Genomic DNA, 21,134 nt, shown 5'->3' with positions numbered 1-21,134 from the left:
GCCTCGCCGCGTATCGGAAGCCCGGCATGAAGTTTCATCCTGCGGCCCTGATGCTGCTGACCTGGATCGTCTGCATCGCGGTGTTCCTCATCCTGCCTTTCCGTCTGGAGGGCCGTGTCCTCACGCTCTACGGATTCCTGATCCTGGCGGTGTTCATCGGGACCTTCTGCGTCGGCGCCCTGGCCGCCTCGCGTCCGCAACTCCAACAACCGCGATCGCTGGCGATCGCCATCGACTGGAGGCTGACCGACCGGGTGCTGATCACCGCGGCCGCGATCGCGGGACTGGCGTCGATCCTCGACGTTCAGGGGAGCAATCTGTTTGACCTCGCCGAGGCCTATCAGGTGCGGTCCGATCGCGCCGGGGCGCTGCTGGCGGGCGGCGAGTCCGAAAGCACCATCTGGTTCCAGATCGCGTTTCTCACCTACCCGGCGGGGTATATCTACCTCATCAGGGAGATCGGCTTCCGGCCCAAGCCGGTTCTGTGGCGGGTGGGTGCGTTCGGGTTGCTTCCCGTGGTCCTGACCTCCCTTGCGATGGGCGGACGGGCGCCGCTGTTCTACGCCTTCCTCATGCTGGTCTTCGGCTATCTGATCCGGCGGCATGTGTTCCCGGACGGCCGGCGGCCGGCCCGCCAGAGGCGGCCTCAGCGCGCCTTCAAGCTCGGCCCCGCCAGCAAGGCCGGCATCGCCCTGGTCGGCGTGCTCGCCGCGATCTACTTCGTTCAGGTGTTCTTCGCCCGCGCCGACATCGTGGGCGGCGTCGAGGGCATGTTCGGCGTGGCGGAGCTGACCTGGGGGGTCAGCTTCAACGGCCATATGTCGGATCTCTACTACGGGCTGCTGGGGGCCGACGGAACCTATCTCGTGTTCATCTTCGCCTGGTACATGGTCCAGGGCCTGGTCATGTCGAACGCGCTGTTCTCCGACTACGACGGCCCGATGATGTTGGGCGCCTACGGCGTGGACCTGGTCTCAGCGCTCATGCGCCGGATCAATGGCGAGTTCATCGCCGATGGCTTCGCCGTCCTCCTGCACATGAACACCTACGGCTTTCTGCCTTCGGCCTTTGGCTCGCTGTTCGTCGATTTCAAGTTCTTCGGCCTCATTCCCTGCCTGATCTGGGGTTGGCTCGCCGGGAAGGTCTACGGCGAGATCAAGCGGGGCAAGGACCCCCGATGGCTGATGGTGGGACCGTTCATCACGCTCGGCATCTTCTTCAGCCTGATCAACACCCCGATCGGATTCTCGAACGGCTTCGTCACCCATCTCTGGTTGGTCGTGGCGTTTCTTGCGGCGAAGGTGCGCATTCGCGCTCCCGTCCAGCCGCCCGTTCACAGGCGGGCCCGGCCCGCCTGATGGGAAGCACAACGGCAAGCCAGTATCGACCCGAAATCGACGGGCTGCGCGCGATCGCGGTGGTCGCCGTCATCCTGTTCCACACCAATCTCGGGGTGGCGACCGGCGGCTATGTCGGCGTCGACGTCTTCTTCGTCATCAGCGGCTATCTGATCTCGTCGATCATCCTGAGAGAGGTCCGGGAGAGGCGGTTCTCCTTCCTCGGCTTCTACGAGCGCCGGATCAGGCGAATCTTTCCGGCCCTGTTCGTCGTCCTGATCGCCACCACAGCGGCGGCCTGGGCGATCCTGCCGCCGCAGCACATGCAGACCTACGGCCAGAGCCTGGTCGCCACCACCGCCTTCGCGTCCAATGTCTTCTTCTGGCTGAAGAGCGGCTACTTCGGCGGCGACGCCGAACTGTTCCCGCTCACCCATATGTGGAGCCTGTCGGTCGAGGAGCAGTACTACGTCTTCTTCCCCTTCCTGGCCCTGATCGCCGGCTGGAAGCGGCCGAAGCTGCTCAACGGCCTGATGGGCGCCGCGCTGCTGCTTTCGCTGGCTCTCTGCCTCTACTTCGCCCCGCGCGACCAGATGCTGACCTTCTTCATGACGCCGATGCGGGCCTGGGAACTGATGTTCGGGGTCTTCATCGCGCTTCACGAGACTAGCTGGCGGCCGGCCCTGGCCCGGATCCGCTTCGCCACGCCGGTGATCGAGCTGGCGGCGGTGGCAATGATCGTCGTCCCGATCCTCGTTTACGACAGCACCACCCTGTTTCCGGGCGTCAGCGCCATTCCCCCGGTCCTGGGCACGGCCCTGCTGATCCTGATGACCCGGCCGGACACCCCCGCCGGCGTGGTACTGGCCAGCCGCGGCTTCGTGCTTGTCGGCCTGATGTCTTACAGCGCCTATCTCTGGCACCAGCCGCTCTACGCCCTGTCGCGGATGCAGGGGCTGACGGAGACCGGCTGGCCGGCCTATGCGGCGCTGATCGCCCTCACCTTCGTTCTCGCCTGGCTGTCGCTCAGGTTCGTCGAGGCGCCGTTCCGTGATCGGCGCCGCTTCACCCGCCGCCAGGTGTACGCCGGCTTCTTCGTCGGCTCGGCCCTGCTCATCGCGATCGGGCTGGCTGCGCACGTGCGGCAAGGCTTTCCCGGGCGGTTCAGCGCGGAAACCCTGGCCGTGGCCGCCACCGGGGCGCCGAGCCCCCTGCGCAGCGCCTGCCACGTCGGGGAGGTCCAGGCCACCAGTCCGGACAAGGCCTGCCGCTATTTCAACGACGACGTCCGCTGGGCGGTGTTGGGCGACAGCCACGGCGTGGAGATCGCCTATGCCCTGGCCGAACGGCTGCGCCCTGCCGGACAGGGCGTCCTGCACCTGACCTCCAGCGCCTGCCAACCCGCGCTGACATTCGAATCGGACATTCCCGGCTGCAGCAGCTGGACCCGCGAGGCGGTGGACTGGCTCAGCCGCGACCAGAGCATCACGGATGTGATCCTCGTCTACCGACACAGCCTCTATCTGTTCGGGGATCAGACAAAATCCTATCCGCACCTCCCGTCCGCCCGGCCCAACTTCCTCACCGACCTCCCGGCCGACGAGGCGCGCGACCGCTACGCCCGGAGCCTGACCGCCATCGTCGAACGGCTGACCGCGTCCGGAAAGCGGGTCCACATCGTCGCCCCCTTCCCGGATCTGCCGACCCACGTGGAGCGCTACACCTTCAAGGGCGATCCCACCGACCCCGACCGGGTGACCGGCGTGACCCTGCAGTTCCATCGTCAACGCAACGCCTTCATCCGCTCGGTGATGGACCGGCTGGACCGCATGCCGGGCGTCGACGTGATCGATCCGGCGGACGCGGTCTGCACCGGGGTCCGCTGCGCTTCCCTGATCGACGGGGCCTCCATGTATTTCGACGACAACCACTTCAGCGTCGCGGGAGCCCGGCGCTTCATCGACAGGGAGATCCGCTCCGGACGCCTGACGCTGACCGGGCCGGATCGTGACGATGCCGGCTGATCCCGTTCTCGTCACGGGGGCGACGGGCTTCCTTGGCCGGGCCGTGGTCGAGCATCTGGCCGCGCGCGGCCGCAAGGTCCGCGCCGCCGTCCGTCGCGAGACCGCCCGCTGGCCCGCCGGCGTGGAGCCGGGCCTCGTCGGCGACCTGTCCGACGCAACCGACTGGTCGCAGGCTCTCCGGGACGTTGGCGCCGTCGTCCACTGCGCCGCCCGCGCCCATGTGCTGAAGGAGACGGCGACCGATCCGCTGGCAGAGTTCCGCGCCGTCAACACCGAAGCGACCCTGGCCCTCGCCAGGCAGGCCGCCGCGGCGGGCGTGCGCCGGTTCGTCTTCATCTCCAGCATCGGTGTCAACGGCGCGGAGACGAGGGGAACGCCCTTCCGGCACGACGACCCGCCGCATCCGCATTCGCCCTACGCCGTGTCCAAGCATGAGGCGGAACAGGGGCTGCGCGCCATCTCGGCGGAGACCGGGCTCGAGGTGGTCGTCGTCCGGCCGCCGCTGATCATCGGACCGGACCCCAAGGGCAATCTGGCGACGCTGGAACGGATCATCGGCAAGGGGCTGCCGCTGCCGTTCGGGATGGTGACGCGGAACCGGCGCGACCTCGTCTCGCTGCCGACCCTGTGCGACCTGATCGACGTGGTGCTGGATCATCCCGCGGCGGCGGGCGAGACCTTCCTCGTCAGCGACGGCGACCCGATCTCGACGCGGACCCTGCTGGAACGGATGGCGACGGCGAGAGGCCGCCCGATCGCCCTGTTGCCGGTCCCGCCGGCGCTGCTGGCCCTGCCGCTTAAGCTGGCCGGCAGGAGCGCCATGGCCGCCCAGCTGTTCGGCGATCTCGAGGTCGACATCGACCACACCCGGCGAACGCTGGACTGGACGCCGCCGGGGCAAACTGCGGCTACCTGAGCCGGGGCGGATGGGCTAGGAAACGGGAGCGCCGCGGTCGCGCGTCGGAGGGTCGGTTTGAGCGTCTTCATCATCGCCGAGGCGGGCGTGAACCATAACGGCGACGCCGACCGCGCGCTGGCCATGGTCGATGCGGCGAAGGCCGCCGGCGCCGACGCGGTCAAATTCCAGACCTTCTCGGCCGACAAGCTCGCCGCTCCCGGGGCCGAGAAGGCCGACTACCAGAAGCGCGAGACCGGCGACGGCGACCAGCACGGGATGCTGAAGGCGCTGGAGATGTCGGAGGACCTGCACCACCGGCTGATCGCGCACTGCGCCGAGGTCGGCGTGGAGTTCATGTCCACCCCCTTCGACGAGGAGGCCGCGGACTTCCTGGTCGGCGCCGGCATGCGGCGGATCAAGGTGCCGTCGGGCGAGATCGTCAACCATCCCTTCCTGCGCCACCTCGCGGCGCTGGACCGGCCGATGATCGTCTCCACCGGCATGGCCACGATGGAGGAAATCACCGACGCCGTCGCCGTGATCGCGGATACACGGACGAAGCAGGGCCTGACCGCGCCGCTGGAGCAGGTCGTCACCATCCTGCACTGCACCTCCAACTATCCGGCCGCGCCGTCCGACGTGAACCTGCGCGCCATGAAAACCATCGGCGAGGTCACCGGCCTGCCCATCGGCTATTCGGACCACACCCTGGGGCTGGCGGTGTCGACCGCGGCGGTCGCCCTTGGCGCGACGGTGATCGAGAAGCATTTCACCCTCGACGCCACCCTGCCCGGCCCCGACCATCGCGCCTCGCTGACCGTGCCCCAGCTGACCGATCTCGTGCGCCAGATCCGCGACGTCGAGGCGGCGCTCGGATCTTCCGTGAAGGCCCCGACCGCGGCCGAAATCCCGGTACGCGCCGTGGCCCGGCGGTCGGTGATGGCGCGGCGAGCCCTGCCGGCCGGACACATTCTGACCGAGGGCGACCTGATCCTGCTGCGTCCGGCCAGCGGCATCGCGCCGCGCTTCTTCCACACCCTGCCCGGCCGCGCCCTGCAGGCCGACGTCGAAGCGGGCCAGCCGCTCAGCTGGGACATCCTGTCCGGCGAGGCGATGCCCTGACCATGCGGCGGGTCTGCTACATCAGCGGCACCCGGGCCGACTTCGGCCTGATGCGGTCGACGCTCCAGCTGATCCGCGACCATGTGGAACTGGACCTGTCGGTGATCGCCACGGGCATGCATCTGTCGCCCTTCTACGGCAACACGGTCGAGGAGATCGCGGGCGGCGGGCTGAGGATCGCCGCCCGCGTGCCCGTGCCGCTCGAGCCGGCCACCGGCGCGACCATGGTCCGCAACATCGGCGCGATGCTGGGGGCCTTCACCGACACGCTGGAAAGCGAGCGGCCCGACGCGGTCCTGTTGCTGGGCGACCGGGGCGAGATGCTGGCCGGGGCGCTGGCGGGCATCCACCTCAACATCCCTGTCGCCCACATCCACGGCGGCGAGCGCTCGGGCACCGTCGACGAGCCGGTGCGCCACGCCATCTCCAAGCTCAGCCACCTGCATTTCGCGGCCACGGCGGAGGCCCGCGAGCGGCTGATCCGCATGGGCGAGGATTCAACCCGCATCCATGTGACAGGCGCCCCGGGGCTGGACGGCCTGACCGACGGCGACCTTCCCGACCGTGAGGAGGTGGCGCGCCTGCACGGCCTCGACCCGGCGCGGCCGTTCGCCCTGATGGTCTACCATCCGGTGCTGCAGGAGGCGGCGACGGCCGCTGACGATGCGCGCGCCCTGCTCGCCGCCCTTACCGGAGCGGGCATGCAGGTGCTGGCCCTGATGCCCAACGCAGACGCCGGCAGCGACGGCGTGCGCGCCGCCCTGTCGGACGCGAAGGGCGCGCCCGGCCTGACCGTCCGCACCCACCTCGCCCGGCCCGCCTTCATCGCCGCCATGGCGCGGGCGGACCTCATGGCCGGCAACTCCAGCGCCGGGATCATCGAGGCGGCCAGCTTCGGCACGCCGGTGCTGAACGTCGGCCCGCGCCAGAATCTGCGCGAGCGCAACGCCAATGTGGTCGACGTCCCGGCCGGGGCGGCGGCGATCTCGGAAGGGATCGCGCGGTTGCTGGCCCACGGCCGCTATCCGTTGCAGAACGTCTACGGCGACGGCCGGGCCGGGGAGCGCATCGCCCGGCTGCTGGCGACGGAGCCGCTCGACGCGGCCCTTCTGATGAAGGTCAACGGGTATTGAGATGATCCACCTGATCGGGGCCGGGGGCCACTGCAAGGTCGTGCTGGACGCCCTGCTCGAGGGCGGCGAGGATCTGTCCGCGATCCGCATCCGCGACGGCCGCGCGGATCGAGCCGGCGGCGACCTGCTGGGCGCGCGGGTGGAGACGCCGGAGATCGTCGGGGCCCTCGCCGGGCAGGACTTCCATATCGCCATCGGCGCCATCGGGGCCCGGGCCCGGCTGCACGCCGAAGCCGGGGCGGCGGGCGGGCGGCCCCTGACGGTGCGCCACCCCTCGGCCCAGGTGTCCCGGTTCGCCTCGATCGCGGAGGGAAGCTTTGTCGCCGCGCTGGCCGTCGTCGGGCCGTCGGCGCGGATCGGGCGCGGCGTGATCGTCAACCACGGCGCGGTCGTCGACCATGACTGCGAGGTCGGCGACTTCACCCATCTGGCGCCGGGTTGCAGCCTGGGCGGCGGGGTCCGTGTCGGCGAGCGGTGCCTGATCGGCGCCGGCGCGGTGGTGCTTCCCGGCCTCTCCATCGGCGACGGCGTGACCATCGGCGCCGGCGCGGTCGTGACCCGCGACGTCGCCGCCCACCAGACCTGGACCGGCGTCCCCGCCGTCCCGAGAGGCTCTGAATGACCGATATCGAAACCTTCAGCGCCAAGGCCGGCAGCACCATCCGCGACGCCATGGCGATCATCAACGCCTCGGGCATGCAGATGCTGTTGCTGCTGGACGACGCCGGCCGGCTGATGCGCACGGTGACCGACGGCGACCTGCGCCGCCTGCTGCTGGCCGGGGCCGAGATGGGCGACACCCTGGAGAGCCTGCCGCCGCTGGACTCGGTCACCGCTCCCGAGGAGGTCAGCCGCAAGGCGGCCCTGGCCCTGATGGACAGCCACGAGATCAACCACCTGCCGCTGATCGACGCCGAGGGCCGGGTGGTGCGGGTGCTGGCCCGTCGCGACATCGGCGCGCCGATCCTGCTGTCCACGCCGCACATGGGCGAGGCCGAGCTGCACTATGTCGAGGAGGCGTTCCGCACCAACTGGATCGCGCCGCTCGGTCCGAATGTCGACGCCTTCGAACGCGAGATCGCCGACCTGGTCGGGGCCGGCCACGCCGCCGCCGTCTCGTCCGGAACCGCGGCGATCCACCTGGCCGTGCGCATCCTGGGCGTGAAGCCCGGCGACCGGGTGTTCTGCTCGACGCTGACGTTCGCGGCCTCGGCCAATCCGATCGTCTACGAGGGCGGCGAACCCGTCTTCATCGACAGCGAGCCGGGCAGCTGGAACATGTCGCCCCAGGCGCTTGAGCGGGCCTTCGACGCGGCGACGGCCGAGGGCTGGCTGCCGAAGGCGGTGATTGTGGTCAACCTTTATGGCCAGAGCGCCGACATGGACGCGCTCAACGCCATCTGCGAACGCCACGGCGTGCCGGTCATCGAGGACGCGGCCGAGAGCCTCGGCGCCCGCTACAAGGGCAAGCCCTCGGGCGTCTTCGGCCTGATGGGCGTCTACTCTTTCAACGGCAACAAGATCATCACCACCTCGGGCGGCGGCATGCTGGTGTCGGATGATGAGGACCTGATCAAACAGGCCCGCTTCCTCGCCACCCAGGCCCGCGATCCGGCGCCGCACTACCAGCACAGCCAGATCGGCTTCAACTATCGCATGTCGAACATCCTGGCCGGGGTGGGCCGGGGCCAGCTGCAGGTGCTGGAGCAGCGTGTCGTGGCGCGCCGCGCGGTGTACGAGGCCTACCGCGACGGTCTGGCCGATATCGAGGGGCTGGAATGGCAGCCGGAGCCGGACTGGAGCTATTCGAACCGCTGGCTCTCGGCCCTGACGATCGACCCCGGGATCACCGGCTTCACAGCCTCGGAGGTGATCCGCCGCCTGGCCGAGGAGATGATCGAGGCCCGCCCGGTGTGGAAGCCGATGCACCTGCAGCCGGTCTTCGCCCACTGCCGCCACTTCGCCCACGGCAACGAGCCCGTGTCGGACCGCATCTTCGATCAGGGGCTGTGCATGCCGTCGGGATCGAACATGAGCGCGGCCGAGATCGCGCGCGTGGTCGAGGCCATGCGCGCCATCCTGAAGGGCCGCTGAGCGGATGAAGCGCGCCTTCGACTTCGTCATGGCCTTGGGGGCCCTGACCGTCTTCGCCGTGCCGATGCTGGCGGTCGCCATCGCCGTGCGGGCGACCTCGAAGGGACCGGCCATCTACTGGTCGGACCGGGTCGGCCGTGACAACAAACTGTTCCGGATGCCGAAATTTCGCTCGATGCGGATCGAGACGCCGGCCGTGGCGACCCATCTGCTGAGCGACACGACCGCCTGGCTGACCCCGATCGGCGGTTTCCTGCGCAAGAGCAGCCTCGACGAACTGCCGCAGCTGTGGAGCATCCTGGTCGGCGACATGTCGATTGTCGGGCCGCGCCCCGCCCTGTTCAACCAGGACGACCTGATCGCCCTGCGCACCGAGCACGGGGTGCACCGGCTGCGCCCCGGCCTGACCGGCTGGGCCCAGGTCAACGGCCGCGACGAGCTGCCCATTCCGGAGAAGGTCAAGCTGGACGTCGAATATCTGCAGAAACAGGGCTTCGCGATGGATCTGAGGACGATCTGGATGACCGTCGGCAAGGTCATCCGCGCCAAGGACATCTCGCACTAGCCCCGGGGCTGAGACGAGAGCGGGCCGCGATCAGGCCCGGCGCATCGGCAGGACCGCCCCCGACATCTCGTCCGACGACACCGCCCGCACCTTGGCCAGGGTTTCGAAGATCAGGGCCCGCGTCTCCGCGGCGTCGCCGGAACGGGCGACCTTCTCCAGCTTGTGCACCGTATGCTCGGTCATCCGCGCGCCCTGGATACGGTCGGTGACGCACATCAGGCTCTGGCCGCACATTTCCGAGATCTCGCTGGAATCGACCAGCTCCTCGAACAGCTTCTCGCCGGGGCGCAGGCCGGTGACCTCGATCTCGATGTCGCGGCCCGGGGTCTTGCCGGACAGTTCGATCAGCTGGCGGGCGAGGTCCATGATCTTCACCGGCTTGCCCATGTCGAGCACGAAGACGCCCAGCGGCGCATCCGGCTGACGCGCGGAGTGGGCCGTGGCGTGAAGCACCAGCTGCACCGCCTCCGGGATGGTCATGAAATAGCGCTCGATGTCCGGATGGGTCACGGTCACCGGACCGCCGCGCTCGATCTGGGCGCGGAAGGTCGGCACCACGGATCCGGCCGAACCCAGCACATTGCCGAAGCGGACGACGCTGAAGCGGGTGTCGCCGGCGCCGGTCTGCTGGGCCCGCACGACGGCCTCGGCCAGCCGCTTGGTGGCCCCCATGACGTTCGGCGGATCGACGGCCTTGTCGGTCGAGATGAAGACCATGTGCTTGACGCCGGCGGCGTTGGCGGCCTCGGCCACGTTCCAGGTGCCGACGACATTGGTCAGCACGCTCTCGCACGGATGCTTCTCCATCAGCGGCACATGCTTCAGGGCGGCGGCGTGGAAGACCACGTCCGGCCGCACGTCGTTGAAGCTGTCGTTCAGCAGGGCCTTGTTGCGGACGTCGTGCAGATATTCGCGGCGCGACAGGGTCGGCCAGCGGTCGCCGATCTCCTGATCGATCTTGAACAGGCCGAATTCCGAGTTGTCGAGCATGGCCAGGTGGCCGCAGCCGAGGCTGGCGACCTGGCGGCAGATCTCCGAGCCGATCGAACCGCCCGCGCCGGTGACCAGCACCCGGCGGCCGGCGACCAGGGCCCTGAGCGGCGCGTCGTCCAGCCGGACCGGCGGACGGGCCAGCAGTTCCTCCAGCTTGAACTCGCGCATGGCGCGGTCGTCGCCGGCGCCGCCGACCTCGACCAGGCTGGGAGTGCGGAGCAGCTTCACGCCACGGGTGCGCAACTGGCCGAGGCGCTCGACGCCGAAGTCCGCGGGGGTGATGGAGTCGTCGAGGAAGACGATGGCCGGCTCGGCCCCGCGTCCGGCGAAGTCCTCCAGCATGTCCGCGGCGTGTCGGACGTTGGCGAGCACCTTCACCCCCCGCAGCTCGCGGGCCTCCGCGCCGGCCGCGTCGGTGACGATGCCGGCCGGACGGTACTCCTCGTCGCCGCGCGACAGTTCGCGCAGGAAGGTGTCGGCCCGGTCCATGCGCCCCACGAGGACCAGGGGCGTGCGATCGTCCTGCTTGCCGAGGATGGGCACCAGGCTGCGCAGGGCGGCCTTGTCGTGGGCGATCCGCCGCGCCAGCACCAGCGCCAGGGTCATGACGACGTCCAGCACCGGCAGGATGAGCAGGGTGGTGCGCGGCAGGGATGCGCCGCGCTCGAGGAAGAAGTTGAAGGCCAGGAAGATGAAGGCCGACAGCACGGAATTGCGCACGATCGGTCCGATGTCGACGATCGACACATAGCGCCACAGCGCGCGGTCGGTGCGGAAAGCCAGATCCAGCGCCAGCCCCAGCACGGCGAAGGCCACAGCGTGGGGCCACGCCGCCTCGGCCGCCCGCAGCACCCCGTCGGGCGTCATGCCCGAGCCGGCGACCAGCAGATAGGCTCCGATCACCGCCGCGACGCGGATGCCGGCACGCGCCGTCACCTTCAGACCGCGAATAGTCAGCGTGTTTGCAATACCCAAGTCAGTCCTGCCGCTGAGTCCGCCCTCCTGCCCCCGCGCATGCCACAGTATAGCGGCACGACATCACAGTAGGGTGACGAAAACAGACGGTCCCTTCACTTCAATGCCGATCGGACGAAAACAGCCGCGGCTCCCCCCGCGGCATTCCCCGAACGGCCTCCAATCGTCGAAAGCCGAAAAAGTTCCGGCCTCTTAGACGGTTCCCGCCAAGCTGTCACCTGCCTGCACCGGATGAGCGTAACAACGGTCGGCAAAAAGTATACCTCGGAGCGACAACCAGACGGGAAAGCGCGATTTCTTTAGCGCGCGCCGGCGGCGGGAAACCGGTTACCGGTTTTGCAGCGAGGCCGGGGCGAGACGCCGCGCCGTCGAGTCGCTAGAACAGCCGCTGACCGAGCGGCCGCGGGGGAACGATGACGATCTATCCGGTGATCATGTGCGGCGGGGCCGGATCGCGCCTGTGGCCCGCCTCCCGTCCCGGCCGGCCCAAGCAATTCCTCGCCCTCACCGGCGAACAGTCCCTGTTTCAGAGCACGGTGCTGAGGGTCGCGCCGCTGGCCGCCGATGGCCGCGTCATCGTCGTGGCCGGGGCGGGCCACGCCGATGCCGTGGCCGCCCAGCTGGCGGACATCGGCACGGAGGCCGTGGTCCTTCTGGAGCCGGAGGCGCGCGACTCCGGGCCGGCCATGGCGGCGGCCGCGGCCTTCATCGAGGCCCTCGACCCGGCCGGCGTCGCGGCCGTCGTGGCGTCCGATCACCACATCCCGGACGCCGAAGCCTTCCGCAAGGCCGTCCGGACGGCGGCGGCCGAAGCGATGAACGGGCGGATCGTCACCCTCGGGGTCACGCCGACCTCCCCCTCCTCGGCCTATGGCTACATCTGCCCCGCCGGACCGGGGCTCGCGCCGGTCAGCCGGTTCGTCGAAAAGCCCGACGCCGCCACGGCGGCGGGCTATGTCGCCGAAGGCTATCTGTGGAACAGCGGCAATTTCATCGTCGCCGCCCGCACCCTGATGGACGAGCTGGCGGTTCACGCGCCGGCCATCGGCGTCCACGTCCGCGCCTCGCTTCCCGCGGCCGGCGAGACCGGTCCGGTCGTCCGGCTGGGCGACGCCTTCCGGGCGGCGCCGAAGATCTCGATCGACTATGCGGTGATGGAGAAGAGCGACCGGACGTCGGTTCTGCCTGTCGCCTTCGCCTGGTCGGACGTCGGCGCCTGGGATTCGGTGATGGACACCGGTCAGGGCCAGGCCGGAATTCACGTCGGCGTCGACAGCGCTGACAACCTGGTGCGGGCCCCCGAAGGCATGGTGGTGGCCACGCTGGGGGTCTCGAACCTCGCGGTGATCGTGGAGCCTGACGCCGTCCTCGTCTGCGCCCTCGACCGCGCCCAGGAGGTCAAGGCCGTCGTCGACCGCGTCAAGGTCGAGGCGCCCGGGCACGCCGACATTCCGGACCGGCGCGAGCCGGCCCCGTTCGCCCGCTTCGGCGACTGGATGCGAACCGCCGCCCTCCCCCTGTGGACCACGCTCGGCGTTCATGCCGACGGCGCCTTTGTCGAGGCGCTGACGCTGGAGGGCCGGCCGCGGGAGACGCGTCGCCGGGCCCGGGTGCAGAGCCGGCAGATCTTCGTGCTGTGCCGCGCCGGGGCGCTGGGCTGGCGGGGTCCGTGGCGCGAGAAGGCCGAAGCGGGGTTGGACCGGTTCCTGGACGGCTACGTCCGGTCCGACGGCGCCATCCGCAACGCACTGAGCCCGGACGGCGCGGTGCTGGACGACACGGCCGTGCTGTACGAGCAGGCCTTCGCCCTGCTGGCCTTGGCGGCGGCGCACGCTGCGGGCGTTCAGACGGAGCGGTGCGAAGCCCGGGCGCGGGTCCTGCTGGACCGGCTGGCGGCGGATCGCCTTCCGGCGGGCGGCTGGCGCGAAACCGGCGACCACCCGTTCCAGGCCAACGCCAACATGCATTTGTTCGAGGCCGCCCAGGCTTGGAGCGCGCGCGGCGTCGACCGTCGCTGGGACGCCGTCGCCGACGCCATCGCCGACCTCGCCCTGACCCGCCTGATCGATGGCGAGGGCGGCTTCCTGCGCGAATTCTTCGATGCCGACTGGCGCCCGGCGCGCGGCGAGGACGGCCGGCTGGTCGAGCCGGGGCACCAGTTCGAATGGAGCTGGCTGCTGTCGCGCCACGCGCTCGCCCGTGACGACGAACGCGCCATGGCCGCGGCCCGCCGACTGTATCGCCACGGCCTGCGCGGGATCGATCCGCGCCGCGGCGTGGCCGTGGACCAGCTGGACGACCGGTTGAAGGTGCGCAGCGGCGACGCCCGCCTCTGGCCGCAGACCGAATGGCTGCGCGCCGCACTGGCCATGGCCGCCCTGGACGAGGGCGGCGAGCGGGGGGAACGGCTGATTGAGGCCGGCAAGGCCATGCGCGGCCTCAACCGCTATCTGCGCCCGAACGGCGCCTGGCGGGACCGGCTCCAGGTCGACGGGAGCTTCGTTGACGAGCCCGCGCCGGCCAGCTCGCTGTATCATATCGCCGGGGCCTTCGATCAGGTCTGCGAGGCGGCCCGGTCGGGCCTTCTCGCCGACGCGCCGCGCGATCTGGCCTGACAGACTGAACGAACCGTCACGGTTCGCGTTCAGCATCACCGGCCGGGGGGCCGGGCTTCATCCCCTGTTCACCGGCGACGCTGTCCTCTAGACACGGCTCCGGATGCGAGACTGACGTGATCGATCTGCACTGCCATATCCTGCCCGGCATAGACGACGGGGCGCCGGACCTCGAAACCTCGCTGCAGATGGCGCGGATGGCCGTCGCCGACGGCATCACCGTCACGGCCTGCACGCCGCACATGATGCCCGGCTACTATGACAACACCTCGGACGGGGTGCGCGCGGCGGTGGCGGCCCTCCAGGTCCGGCTCGACGACGCCGGCATCCCGCTGCGCCTCGTCACCGGCGCCGACGTGCATCTGGTGCCCGGGCTGGCCTCGGGCCTGCGCGACGGCTCGAAGCTGACGCTGGCCGACACCCGCTATTTCCTGTTCGAACCGCCGCACACGACCGCGCCGCCCCGCATGGCCGAGGCCGTGTTCGACTGCATGGCCGCCGGCTTCCATCCGCTGATCACCCATCCCGAACGCCTGCGCTGGATCGAGGACCACTACGAGGTCATGGTCCAGCTGGCCGAGGCCGGGGCATGGATGCAGATCACCGCCGGTTCCGTCACCGGCCGGTTCGGGAAGCGGACCCAGTACTGGGCCGAGCGCATGCTGGACGAAGGCATCGTCCACATTCTCGCCACCGACGCGCACAATCTTCGCAGCCGCTCGCCGGTGCTGTCCGAGGCCGTCGAGGCGGTCGCGCTCAGGCTCGGCGATCAGGCGGCGAAGGACATGGTGTTGACCCGACCCCTCGCCGTGCTCGAAAACGCTACGCCCGCCTCGGCTCCCGCCGCGGTCGGCGCCCCGCGCCAGGCTTCCCGGCCCGGTTTCTTCAAACGGCTCTTCAAGGCCGCCTGAGTTTCAAGGTACTGTCGACCATGATGCGCACCCTTTCGCTGGTCCTTATCGCCTCGGCCACCCTCCTCGCCGCCTGCGGGGGTCCGAAGATGGACGTCGGCCAGATGACGGCGGCCCAGCCGGTCGATCTGCAGACGGCCGGCCAGGTCTCGGCGGCGCCCCAGACCGAGTATCAGATCGGGGTCGGCGACAAGCTCAGCCTGCGGGTCTTCCAGGTGCCGGACCTGTCGTTCGACAGCCTGACCGTCGACACCTCGGGCAATATCCAGATGCCCCTGATCGGCGCCGTGCGCGCGGCCGGCCTGACCTCGGGCGAGCTGTCCACCGCCGTGGCCGAGCGCCTCAGCACCCAGTATCTGCGCAACCCGCAGGTCACCGTCACCGTGACCGAGGCCGCCAGCCAGAAGATCACCGTCGACGGGGCGGTGACCAAGCCGGGCGTCTACACCATGCGCGGCACGACCTCGTTGCTGCAGGCTGTGGCCATGGCCGAGGGCCCCAGCCGCGTCGCGGACCTGACCAAGGTGGCGGTCTTCCGCACCATCGACGGGCAGCGTTCGGTGGCCCTGTTCGACCTGGCCGCGATCCGTCAGGGCCGGGCGGAGGATCCGAGGGTGCTGGGCGATGACATCATCGTGGTCGACACCTCCCGGATGAGCTCCGCCATGCGCGAGATCATCGGCGCCCTGCCGGCCCTGTCGATCTTCCGTCCGTTCTGATCCCGTGCGGGTGCCCGCACGCCTGGTCGCCGCCGCCGGGGCGCTGGCCCTGGCGCTGACCGCCGGCGGCTGCAGCCACCCCGCGCCCGACGCCGGCGCCGCGACGCTTCAGGATGCGCCCGCCGTGCGGCTGGAGCGGCTGACGCAACAGGATGTGCGGGTCGCCAACGTGGCCTGGACCCTCGCCCTCGCCAACGCCGACCTGTGCCCCGTCAACCGTCCGCGCGCGGGCTGGACCCTGCAATCGGCCAGTCAGTACGGGCCGGAGCTGAGACCGCTGGCCGAGGCGCGCTACGGCCTCGCCGGTGATCTTCCGGGCGTGCTGGCGGCGCCCCCCGGAAGCCCGGCCGCCATGGCGGGTCTCGCGCCGGGCGACCTGATCCTTTCGGTCAACGGTCAGGCCCTCCGCCAAGGGGATTCCACCGCCTCGGAATCCTACGACGGGCTCCAGGCCAACAGCGCGGTTCTCGACGCCGCGCTGGCCCTGGGCCCGGTCGGGCTGACTGTGCGGCGCGAGGGACGGGAACGGGAGATCACGGTCCGCCCCGTCTCCGCCTGCGCCTACCCGACCCAGGTGGAGGTCACAGGCACCTTCCGCAGCCGCACCGACGGGCGGCACGTCTTCATCTCCGACGGGATGGCCAATCTGGCGCAGAACGACGACGAACTGGCCTTCGTCCTCGCCCACGAACTGGCCCATGCCGTGCTGGAGCACCGCAGCCAGCCGGACGTGACCGGGCTGCGCGGCGGGCTTAACTGGGCCATATCCATGCGGCGCGGCCTGTCGCTCTCGTCCGAGGCGGACGCCGACCGCATGGGGCTGTTCCTCGTGGCCAGGGCGGGCTTCGATCCGTATCGCGCCGTCGAGTTCCTCGGCCGCTGGGAAGCGGTCGACGAAGGCGCGCGCGGCCCCCAGATCAACACCGGCGGGATCTACGACTCCGCCGCCGGCCGCCGCCGGGCGCTGCGGCCGGTGCTCGAGGACATCGCCGCCCGCAAGGCCGCCGGACGCGCCCTCATTCCCTGAGCCCGGCGGGCCGCCGGCGCAGCCAGGCCAGCAGGACCAGACCGGCGGCGACGCCGACGCCGTCCGCGACGACATCCCAGACGTCCGCGTCCCGCCCGATCGACGGCAGGCCCTGCACCAGTTCGATGCCCACTCCGGCCGCCAGCATGGTCAGGACCAGCAGGGTCCGGGACAGGACCGGCCAGCCCCGGCCGGTCAGCGCCGTCAGTACCACGAAGGCTACGGCATGGTTGGCCTTGTCCCACGGCAGCCCGCCCTCGAGCCCCGTCGAAGGCCGGAAAGCCAGCCAGCCGATGACGACCACCCAGACCAGCGTAGCCGTACGGAACAGTCGCAGGCCGGGCCCGTTTGCCGGTTCTGGGTCGGGGCGGTCGGGGTGATTCGCACGTCTCATGGAACTGGGTTAACGTCTCCGGGGAGGGAAGGGACGATGTCGATACAAAGCACGGACGGACTGGACCGGCCCCGGCTCCCACGTCGTCGGGGCCTCGAGCCGTCGCCCTTCACCGCGCGCGCCGCCGGCCTATACAGCGAAGTCGTCTGGGATCGAAGCTGGACTACGCCTTCGCCGAGGACCCGGGCCGTCGCCGCCGACACCGATCGGCCCGCCTCGACGGTCGACTGACCCCCGGCTTGACCTCCGGGCGCCCCCCGCCGACAAGAACGGGCGCGGACGTGGACGACCCGTCTCAGGCGGAATTCGTGTGCGCCCGCCGAGGCTTTGCGATATCAGCCTCGAACCTGACGTGACCGGCGGCCCGGGCCGCTAACGTGTGAGTGACTTGATGATGCTGGGCGACCCCTCCTCCGCCGACGATCGTAATCCCCGGGCCGGCCGCGCGGCTGGCGGATTCGGCGATGCCGTATTCGATGACGATCAGGCTGGCGTCTGGGCGGACGAGCCGCAGGAGGCGCCGGCGTTCGATCTCGCCGTCTATTGGCGCCTCGCCCTCAAGCACCGGATCCTGATCCTCGGCTGCTTCCTCGGCGCGCTCGCCATCGGCGCCGCCCTGACGCTGCTGATGACGCCGATCTACACCGCCACCGCCACGCTGCAGATCGATCGGGAGGCGGCCCGGGTCGTCACCTCCGAGGACGTCACGCCGCGCGAGAGCATGAGCCAGGGCGAGGAGTTCTTCCAGACCCAGTACGGTCTGCTGCGCAGCCGGTCGCTGGCGGAACGGGTCGTCGAAAGCCTCGGCCTCGCCAGTTCCGACCAGGCCCTGGCCGCCATCGGCGTCGAACCGCCGGCCCGCACGGGCACCGCCGCCGCCCAGGCCGAGCGCCGCCGCGCCGTCGCCCTGTCCGTGGTGCAGGAGGGGCTGGGCGTCACCCCCGTGCGCGGCTCGCGCCTCGTCGCCGTCAGTTTCGACAACCCGGACCCGGTGGTCGCCGCCCGGATCGCCAACGCCTACGCCGAGAATTTCATCCAGTCGAACCTCGACCGCAAATACGAGAGTTCGGCCTACGCCCGCGAGTTCCTCGAGGAGCGGATCGCCCAGACCAAGGGCCGGCTCGAGGAGGCCGAGCGTCAGCTGGTCGCCTACGCCGCCAATCAGCAGATCATCAACGTCGGCGAGTCCGACGAGGGCGACGCCAACGGCGGGGCGACCCAGTCCCTGGCTTCCAACAACCTCGTGGCCCTGAACAGCGCCCTGGCTTCCGCCCGCGCCGCCCGCGTGGCCGCCGAGGAAAAGTGGCGCTCGGCCCGCAGCAACCAGCTGATGACCCTGCCGGAGGTGCTGCAGAACCCGTCGATCCAGCGCCTCACCGAACAGCGGGCGCAACTCGATTCCGAGTACCAGCAAAAGCTGAGCGTCTATCAGGAAGACTATCCCGAGATGGTCCGCCTGCGCGCCCAGATCAACGAGGTCGACGGCCAGATCCAGTCGCTGGCGGCGAACATCCGCAGCTCGATCCAGAACCAGTACGTCATCGCCGCCAACCAGGAGCGGTCGCTGCAGGCCCAGGTCAACGGTCTGAAGGGCGACGTGCTCGACCTGCGCGACCGGTCGATCCAGTACAACATCCTGCAGCGCGAGCTGGACACCACGCGGACGCTCTACGAGAGCCTGCTCCAGCGCTACAAGGAGATCGCCGTCACCGGCGACGTCACCGCCAACAACATCTCGATCGTCGACAGCGCCCGTCCGCCCGCCTCGCCGTCCAAGCCGAACATGCTGATCAACCTGGCGCTCGCGGCCCTGTTCGGCCTCGGCCTCGGGATCGTCGCCGCCTTGGTGCTCGAGGCCCTCGACGAGACGGTCGCCACCCCGGACGACGTCGAGAAGAAGCTGGGCGTGCCGGTGCTCGGCGTCGTGCCCCTGCTCGACAAGGGTCAGACCACCGCCGCGGCCCTGGCCGACATCCGGTCCGGATTCTCCGAGGCCTACTACTCCCTGCGAACGGCCCTGCAGTTCTCTACGCCGGACGGCGCGCCAGCCAGCCTGCTGGTCTCCAGCGCCCGCCCGGCCGAGGGCAAGTCGACCACCGCCTATGCCGTGGCCCTCAACCTTGCCCGCGTCGGCAAGCGGGTGCTGCTGATCGACGGGGACCTGCGCAACCCGTCCATGCACCGCGTGGTGGGGGTCGAGAACGAGCGAGGCATGAGCAATCTGCTCTCCGGATCGTCGGACCTGCAGAGCGTCGTCCAGCGCACGCGTCAGGACAATCTGTTCTTCATCCCCTGCGGCCCGCTGCCGCCCAACCCGGCCGAACTGTGGGGCAGCGACCGCCTGCGCCAGTTCCTCGCCGAGTCGCGCAACAGCTTCGACCACGTCATCGTCGACGGCCCGCCGGTGCTCGGCTTCGCGGATTCGCCGCTGCTGGCCGCCAGCGTCGGGGGCGTCCTGTTCGTGCTGGAATCGCGCGGCACCCGTCGGGGCCAGGCGCGCGGGGCCCTGCGGCGGCTGAAGGTGGGCCGGGCCCGTCTGCTGGGCGCGGTGCTGACCAAGTTCAACGCCAAGTCCACGTCCTACGGCGGGTATGACTACGCCTACGACTACGCCTATGGCGCGGAAGGCGAGCCGCAGGCCAAGAAGGGCAAGAAGGCTTGAGAGATCAGGCGGACGCCGCCGCCGGCCCCCGCGCTCGCGGTCGCGGCCTGCTGACGGACTACGCCCCCTACGCCCTGACGGTGGGCGCCGTATGGCTGGGCTGGCAGATCCTGCTCCAGCCGGTCACGCAGCGCGCGCCGCCCGAGATCGCCGTCCGCGCAGCCCCCGGATCGCCCCTCGTGCTGCGCCGCGCCGCCGAGGCCGAGTTCGCCGCGGGCCAGGCCGACAACGACGCCCGCCGCTACGGCAACGCCGCGTCCCTGGCGCGCGAGGCCCTCGTCCGGGCGCCCTTCAACGTCCGCGCGCTGCGGGTCGTGGGTCTGACCGAGGCCCGCGCGGGACGCGACGCCGCCGCCGACGACATCCTGACCCTGGCCGGCAACTGGAGCCTGCGCGACGATCCCGCCCACGCCTGGCTGGTCGAGCACCGGCTGAAGCGAGGCGACTACGCCTCGTCCTTCGCCCACGCCGACACCCTGGTGCGGCGCCGTGAGGATATCCGGCCGCAGGTGTTCCGGCTGTTCACCGTCGCGGCGACCCAGGACGCCGCCCGCGCCCTGCCCGAGATCGCCCGGCTGATCGACGCCCGCCCTCCTTGGCGGCAGGCCTATCTCGACAGCCTGTTCGGCACGGTCGAGGGCCTGCAGGTCGCGGCCAATCTCGCCGTCCTGCTGCAGCGCGGCAAGGCTCCGCTGACCAATCAGGAACTCGCCCAGGTTTACTTTCACCTGCTTGAGAAGGGCCAGATCGACGCCGTTCGCACGATCCGCGCGCGCCTGAACCGCCCGCCGGTCGCCGCCGTCTCGAACGGCGGCTTCGGCGACGCCGCGGCCCCCCAGCCCTTCCAGTGGCGGCTGGGCCAGGAAGCCGGAGCCGTCGTCGAGATCGTGCCCGACGAGGTCAGGCCCGCCGACCCGGCGCTGCGCATCGACTATGACGGCTATTCGACCGTGCTGTTCGCCGAACAGCTGCTGTTCCTGACGCCCGGACGCTACCGGCTCACGGCGGAGGCCCGGGCCGAAGCCGGCGAACCGGGCGCGCGTCTGATCTGGTCGCTGACCTGCTCGCCGGGGGATCTGCGCGTCCTCGCCGCTCCGGCGGTCGCCCGCTCCGCTCCCGTCTGGACCCCGGTGACGGCGGAGTTCACCGTGCCTGGAGCCTGTCCGGGCCAGTGGCTGCGGATCGAAAGCCGAGGCGGCGACCGGCGCACGCCGACCATCGCCTGGATCGACCGGGTGGCCATCGCCCGGCTTGGGTCCCCTGCCGACTGACGGCCAATGTACGGTATCGGCGCCACAGTTTCGTTGAATCGTATTGCTTTTGAAACCTTCGCCGCCTATACCCATTGTCGATACGTCGCGGGCCAGCCCGTACCAAAGACCTGTTCAGAAGGGGATTAAAGCATGCGTAAGACCATCGCCGCTGTCACGGCGGGCCTGCTGCTCGTGGCTGGCCAAGCCGCCGCCGCCAACGATTCGGCCGTCGCTCGCGTCGGCGACCGCGTGGGCGCTCGCGCCGACGCTTCGTCGGAGTTCGCCGGCATCCCGCTTCCGGTTCTGCTGATCGGCACCGCGGTGATCATCGCCACGATCGTCGTGATCAACGAAGACGACTCGGAAAGCGACTAAGCCGATCTGGTCCGCGACACGCCCGCCTTTGCGCTGA

The 21,134-nt window shown here is 70.2% G+C and carries 17 protein-coding genes; 15 read left to right on the top strand and 2 right to left on the bottom strand.

From position 1 onward, the window contains the following. Window positions 1-26: 26 nt before the first annotated feature. The 8 genes from VGD32_RS05060 to VGD32_RS05025 are packed head-to-tail and all read left to right on the top strand — an operon-like array spanning window position 27 to window position 9,173. Complete coding sequence (locus tag VGD32_RS05060) at window positions 27-1,358, top strand: oligosaccharide repeat unit polymerase (RefSeq protein ID WP_331030813.1); 1,332 nt, start codon at window positions 27-29, stop codon at window positions 1,356-1,358. Further along, entirely contained in the window at window positions 1,358-3,361 is a 2,004-nt protein-coding gene (locus VGD32_RS05055) for an acyltransferase family protein (RefSeq protein ID WP_331030812.1), read from the top strand. Before VGD32_RS05060 ends, VGD32_RS05055 begins: the two co-directional genes overlap by 1 nt. Beyond that, window positions 3,351-4,277 (top strand): NAD-dependent epimerase/dehydratase family protein, encoded by a 927-nt coding sequence (locus VGD32_RS05050; RefSeq protein WP_331030811.1) that lies wholly within the window; start codon window positions 3,351-3,353, stop codon window positions 4,275-4,277. The genes VGD32_RS05055 and VGD32_RS05050 overlap by 11 nt, the downstream gene beginning before the upstream one ends. Before the next feature lie 57 nt (window positions 4,278-4,334). Beyond that, on the top strand, window positions 4,335-5,381 hold the full coding sequence (gene neuB, locus VGD32_RS05045) for an N-acetylneuraminate synthase (RefSeq protein ID WP_331030810.1): 1,047 nt from the start codon (window positions 4,335-4,337) through the stop codon (window positions 5,379-5,381). Window positions 5,382-5,383: 2 nt separating this feature from the next. Next, window positions 5,384-6,514, top strand: a complete 1,131-nt coding sequence (gene neuC, locus VGD32_RS05040) for a UDP-N-acetylglucosamine 2-epimerase (RefSeq protein ID WP_331030809.1) — start codon at window positions 5,384-5,386, stop codon at window positions 6,512-6,514. Between the two features lies 1 nt (window position 6,515). Next, entirely contained in the window at window positions 6,516-7,136 is a 621-nt protein-coding gene (locus VGD32_RS05035) for an acetyltransferase (RefSeq protein WP_331030808.1), read from the top strand. After that, on the top strand, window positions 7,133-8,608 hold the full coding sequence (locus VGD32_RS05030; RefSeq protein WP_331030807.1) for an aminotransferase class I/II-fold pyridoxal phosphate-dependent enzyme: 1,476 nt from the start codon (window positions 7,133-7,135) through the stop codon (window positions 8,606-8,608). Before VGD32_RS05035 ends, VGD32_RS05030 begins: the two co-directional genes overlap by 4 nt. A gap of 4 nt (window positions 8,609-8,612) precedes the next feature. Continuing rightward, window positions 8,613-9,173, top strand: coding sequence for a sugar transferase (locus VGD32_RS05025; protein WP_331030806.1), 561 nt, complete (start codon window positions 8,613-8,615; stop codon window positions 9,171-9,173). 30 nt (window positions 9,174-9,203) lie between these two features. On the opposite strand, the gene VGD32_RS05020 is transcribed toward VGD32_RS05025, so the two are convergent. Then, complete coding sequence (locus tag VGD32_RS05020; protein WP_331030805.1) at window positions 9,204-11,102, bottom strand: nucleoside-diphosphate sugar epimerase/dehydratase; 1,899 nt, start codon at window positions 11,100-11,102, stop codon at window positions 9,204-9,206. 452 nt (window positions 11,103-11,554) lie between these two features. On the opposite strand from VGD32_RS05020, the gene VGD32_RS05015 reads away from it, so the two are divergent. The 4 genes from VGD32_RS05015 to VGD32_RS05000 all read left to right on the top strand — a co-directional run bounded on the left by VGD32_RS05015 (window position 11,555) and on the right by VGD32_RS05000 (window position 16,413). Next, the gene (locus VGD32_RS05015; RefSeq protein ID WP_331030804.1) at window positions 11,555-13,756 is read left to right on the top strand and encodes an AGE family epimerase/isomerase; all 2,202 of its coding nucleotides are present in this window, start codon (window positions 11,555-11,557) and stop codon (window positions 13,754-13,756) included. A 116-nt stretch (window positions 13,757-13,872) separates the two neighbouring features. After that, window positions 13,873-14,667, top strand: a complete 795-nt coding sequence (locus VGD32_RS05010; RefSeq protein WP_331030803.1) for a tyrosine-protein phosphatase — start codon at window positions 13,873-13,875, stop codon at window positions 14,665-14,667. A gap of 20 nt (window positions 14,668-14,687) precedes the next feature. After that, the gene (locus VGD32_RS05005; RefSeq protein WP_331030802.1) at window positions 14,688-15,386 is read left to right on the top strand and encodes a polysaccharide biosynthesis/export family protein; all 699 of its coding nucleotides are present in this window, start codon (window positions 14,688-14,690) and stop codon (window positions 15,384-15,386) included. A gap of 10 nt (window positions 15,387-15,396) precedes the next feature. Continuing rightward, window positions 15,397-16,413, top strand: a complete 1,017-nt coding sequence (locus VGD32_RS05000) for a M48 family metallopeptidase (protein WP_331030801.1) — start codon at window positions 15,397-15,399, stop codon at window positions 16,411-16,413. Here VGD32_RS05000 and VGD32_RS04995 read toward each other — a convergent pair. Then, entirely contained in the window at window positions 16,403-16,807 is a 405-nt protein-coding gene (locus VGD32_RS04995) for a hypothetical protein (protein WP_331030800.1), read from the bottom strand. The two genes, VGD32_RS05000 and VGD32_RS04995, sit on opposite strands and share 11 nt — an antisense overlap. Before the next feature lie 391 nt (window positions 16,808-17,198). Here VGD32_RS04995 and VGD32_RS04990 point away from each other — a divergent pair, with 391 nt between their 5' ends. The 3 genes from VGD32_RS04990 to VGD32_RS04980 all read left to right on the top strand — a co-directional run bounded on the left by VGD32_RS04990 (window position 17,199) and on the right by VGD32_RS04980 (window position 21,097). Beyond that, window positions 17,199-19,469 (top strand): polysaccharide biosynthesis tyrosine autokinase, encoded by a 2,271-nt coding sequence (locus VGD32_RS04990; RefSeq protein WP_331030799.1) that lies wholly within the window; start codon window positions 17,199-17,201, stop codon window positions 19,467-19,469. Further along, entirely contained in the window at window positions 19,466-20,740 is a 1,275-nt protein-coding gene (locus VGD32_RS04985; protein WP_331030798.1) for a hypothetical protein, read from the top strand. Before VGD32_RS04990 ends, VGD32_RS04985 begins: the two co-directional genes overlap by 4 nt. Window positions 20,741-20,872: 132 nt before the next feature. Further along, entirely contained in the window at window positions 20,873-21,097 is a 225-nt protein-coding gene (locus tag VGD32_RS04980; protein WP_331030797.1) for a hypothetical protein, read from the top strand. The last annotated feature ends 37 nt before the right edge of the window (window positions 21,098-21,134 follow it).

This window comes from Brevundimonas sp., assembly GCF_036402095.1.
Lineage (GTDB): Bacteria > Pseudomonadota > Alphaproteobacteria > Caulobacterales > Caulobacteraceae > Brevundimonas.
This window is presented reverse-complemented; position numbering and strand designations above follow the sequence as displayed.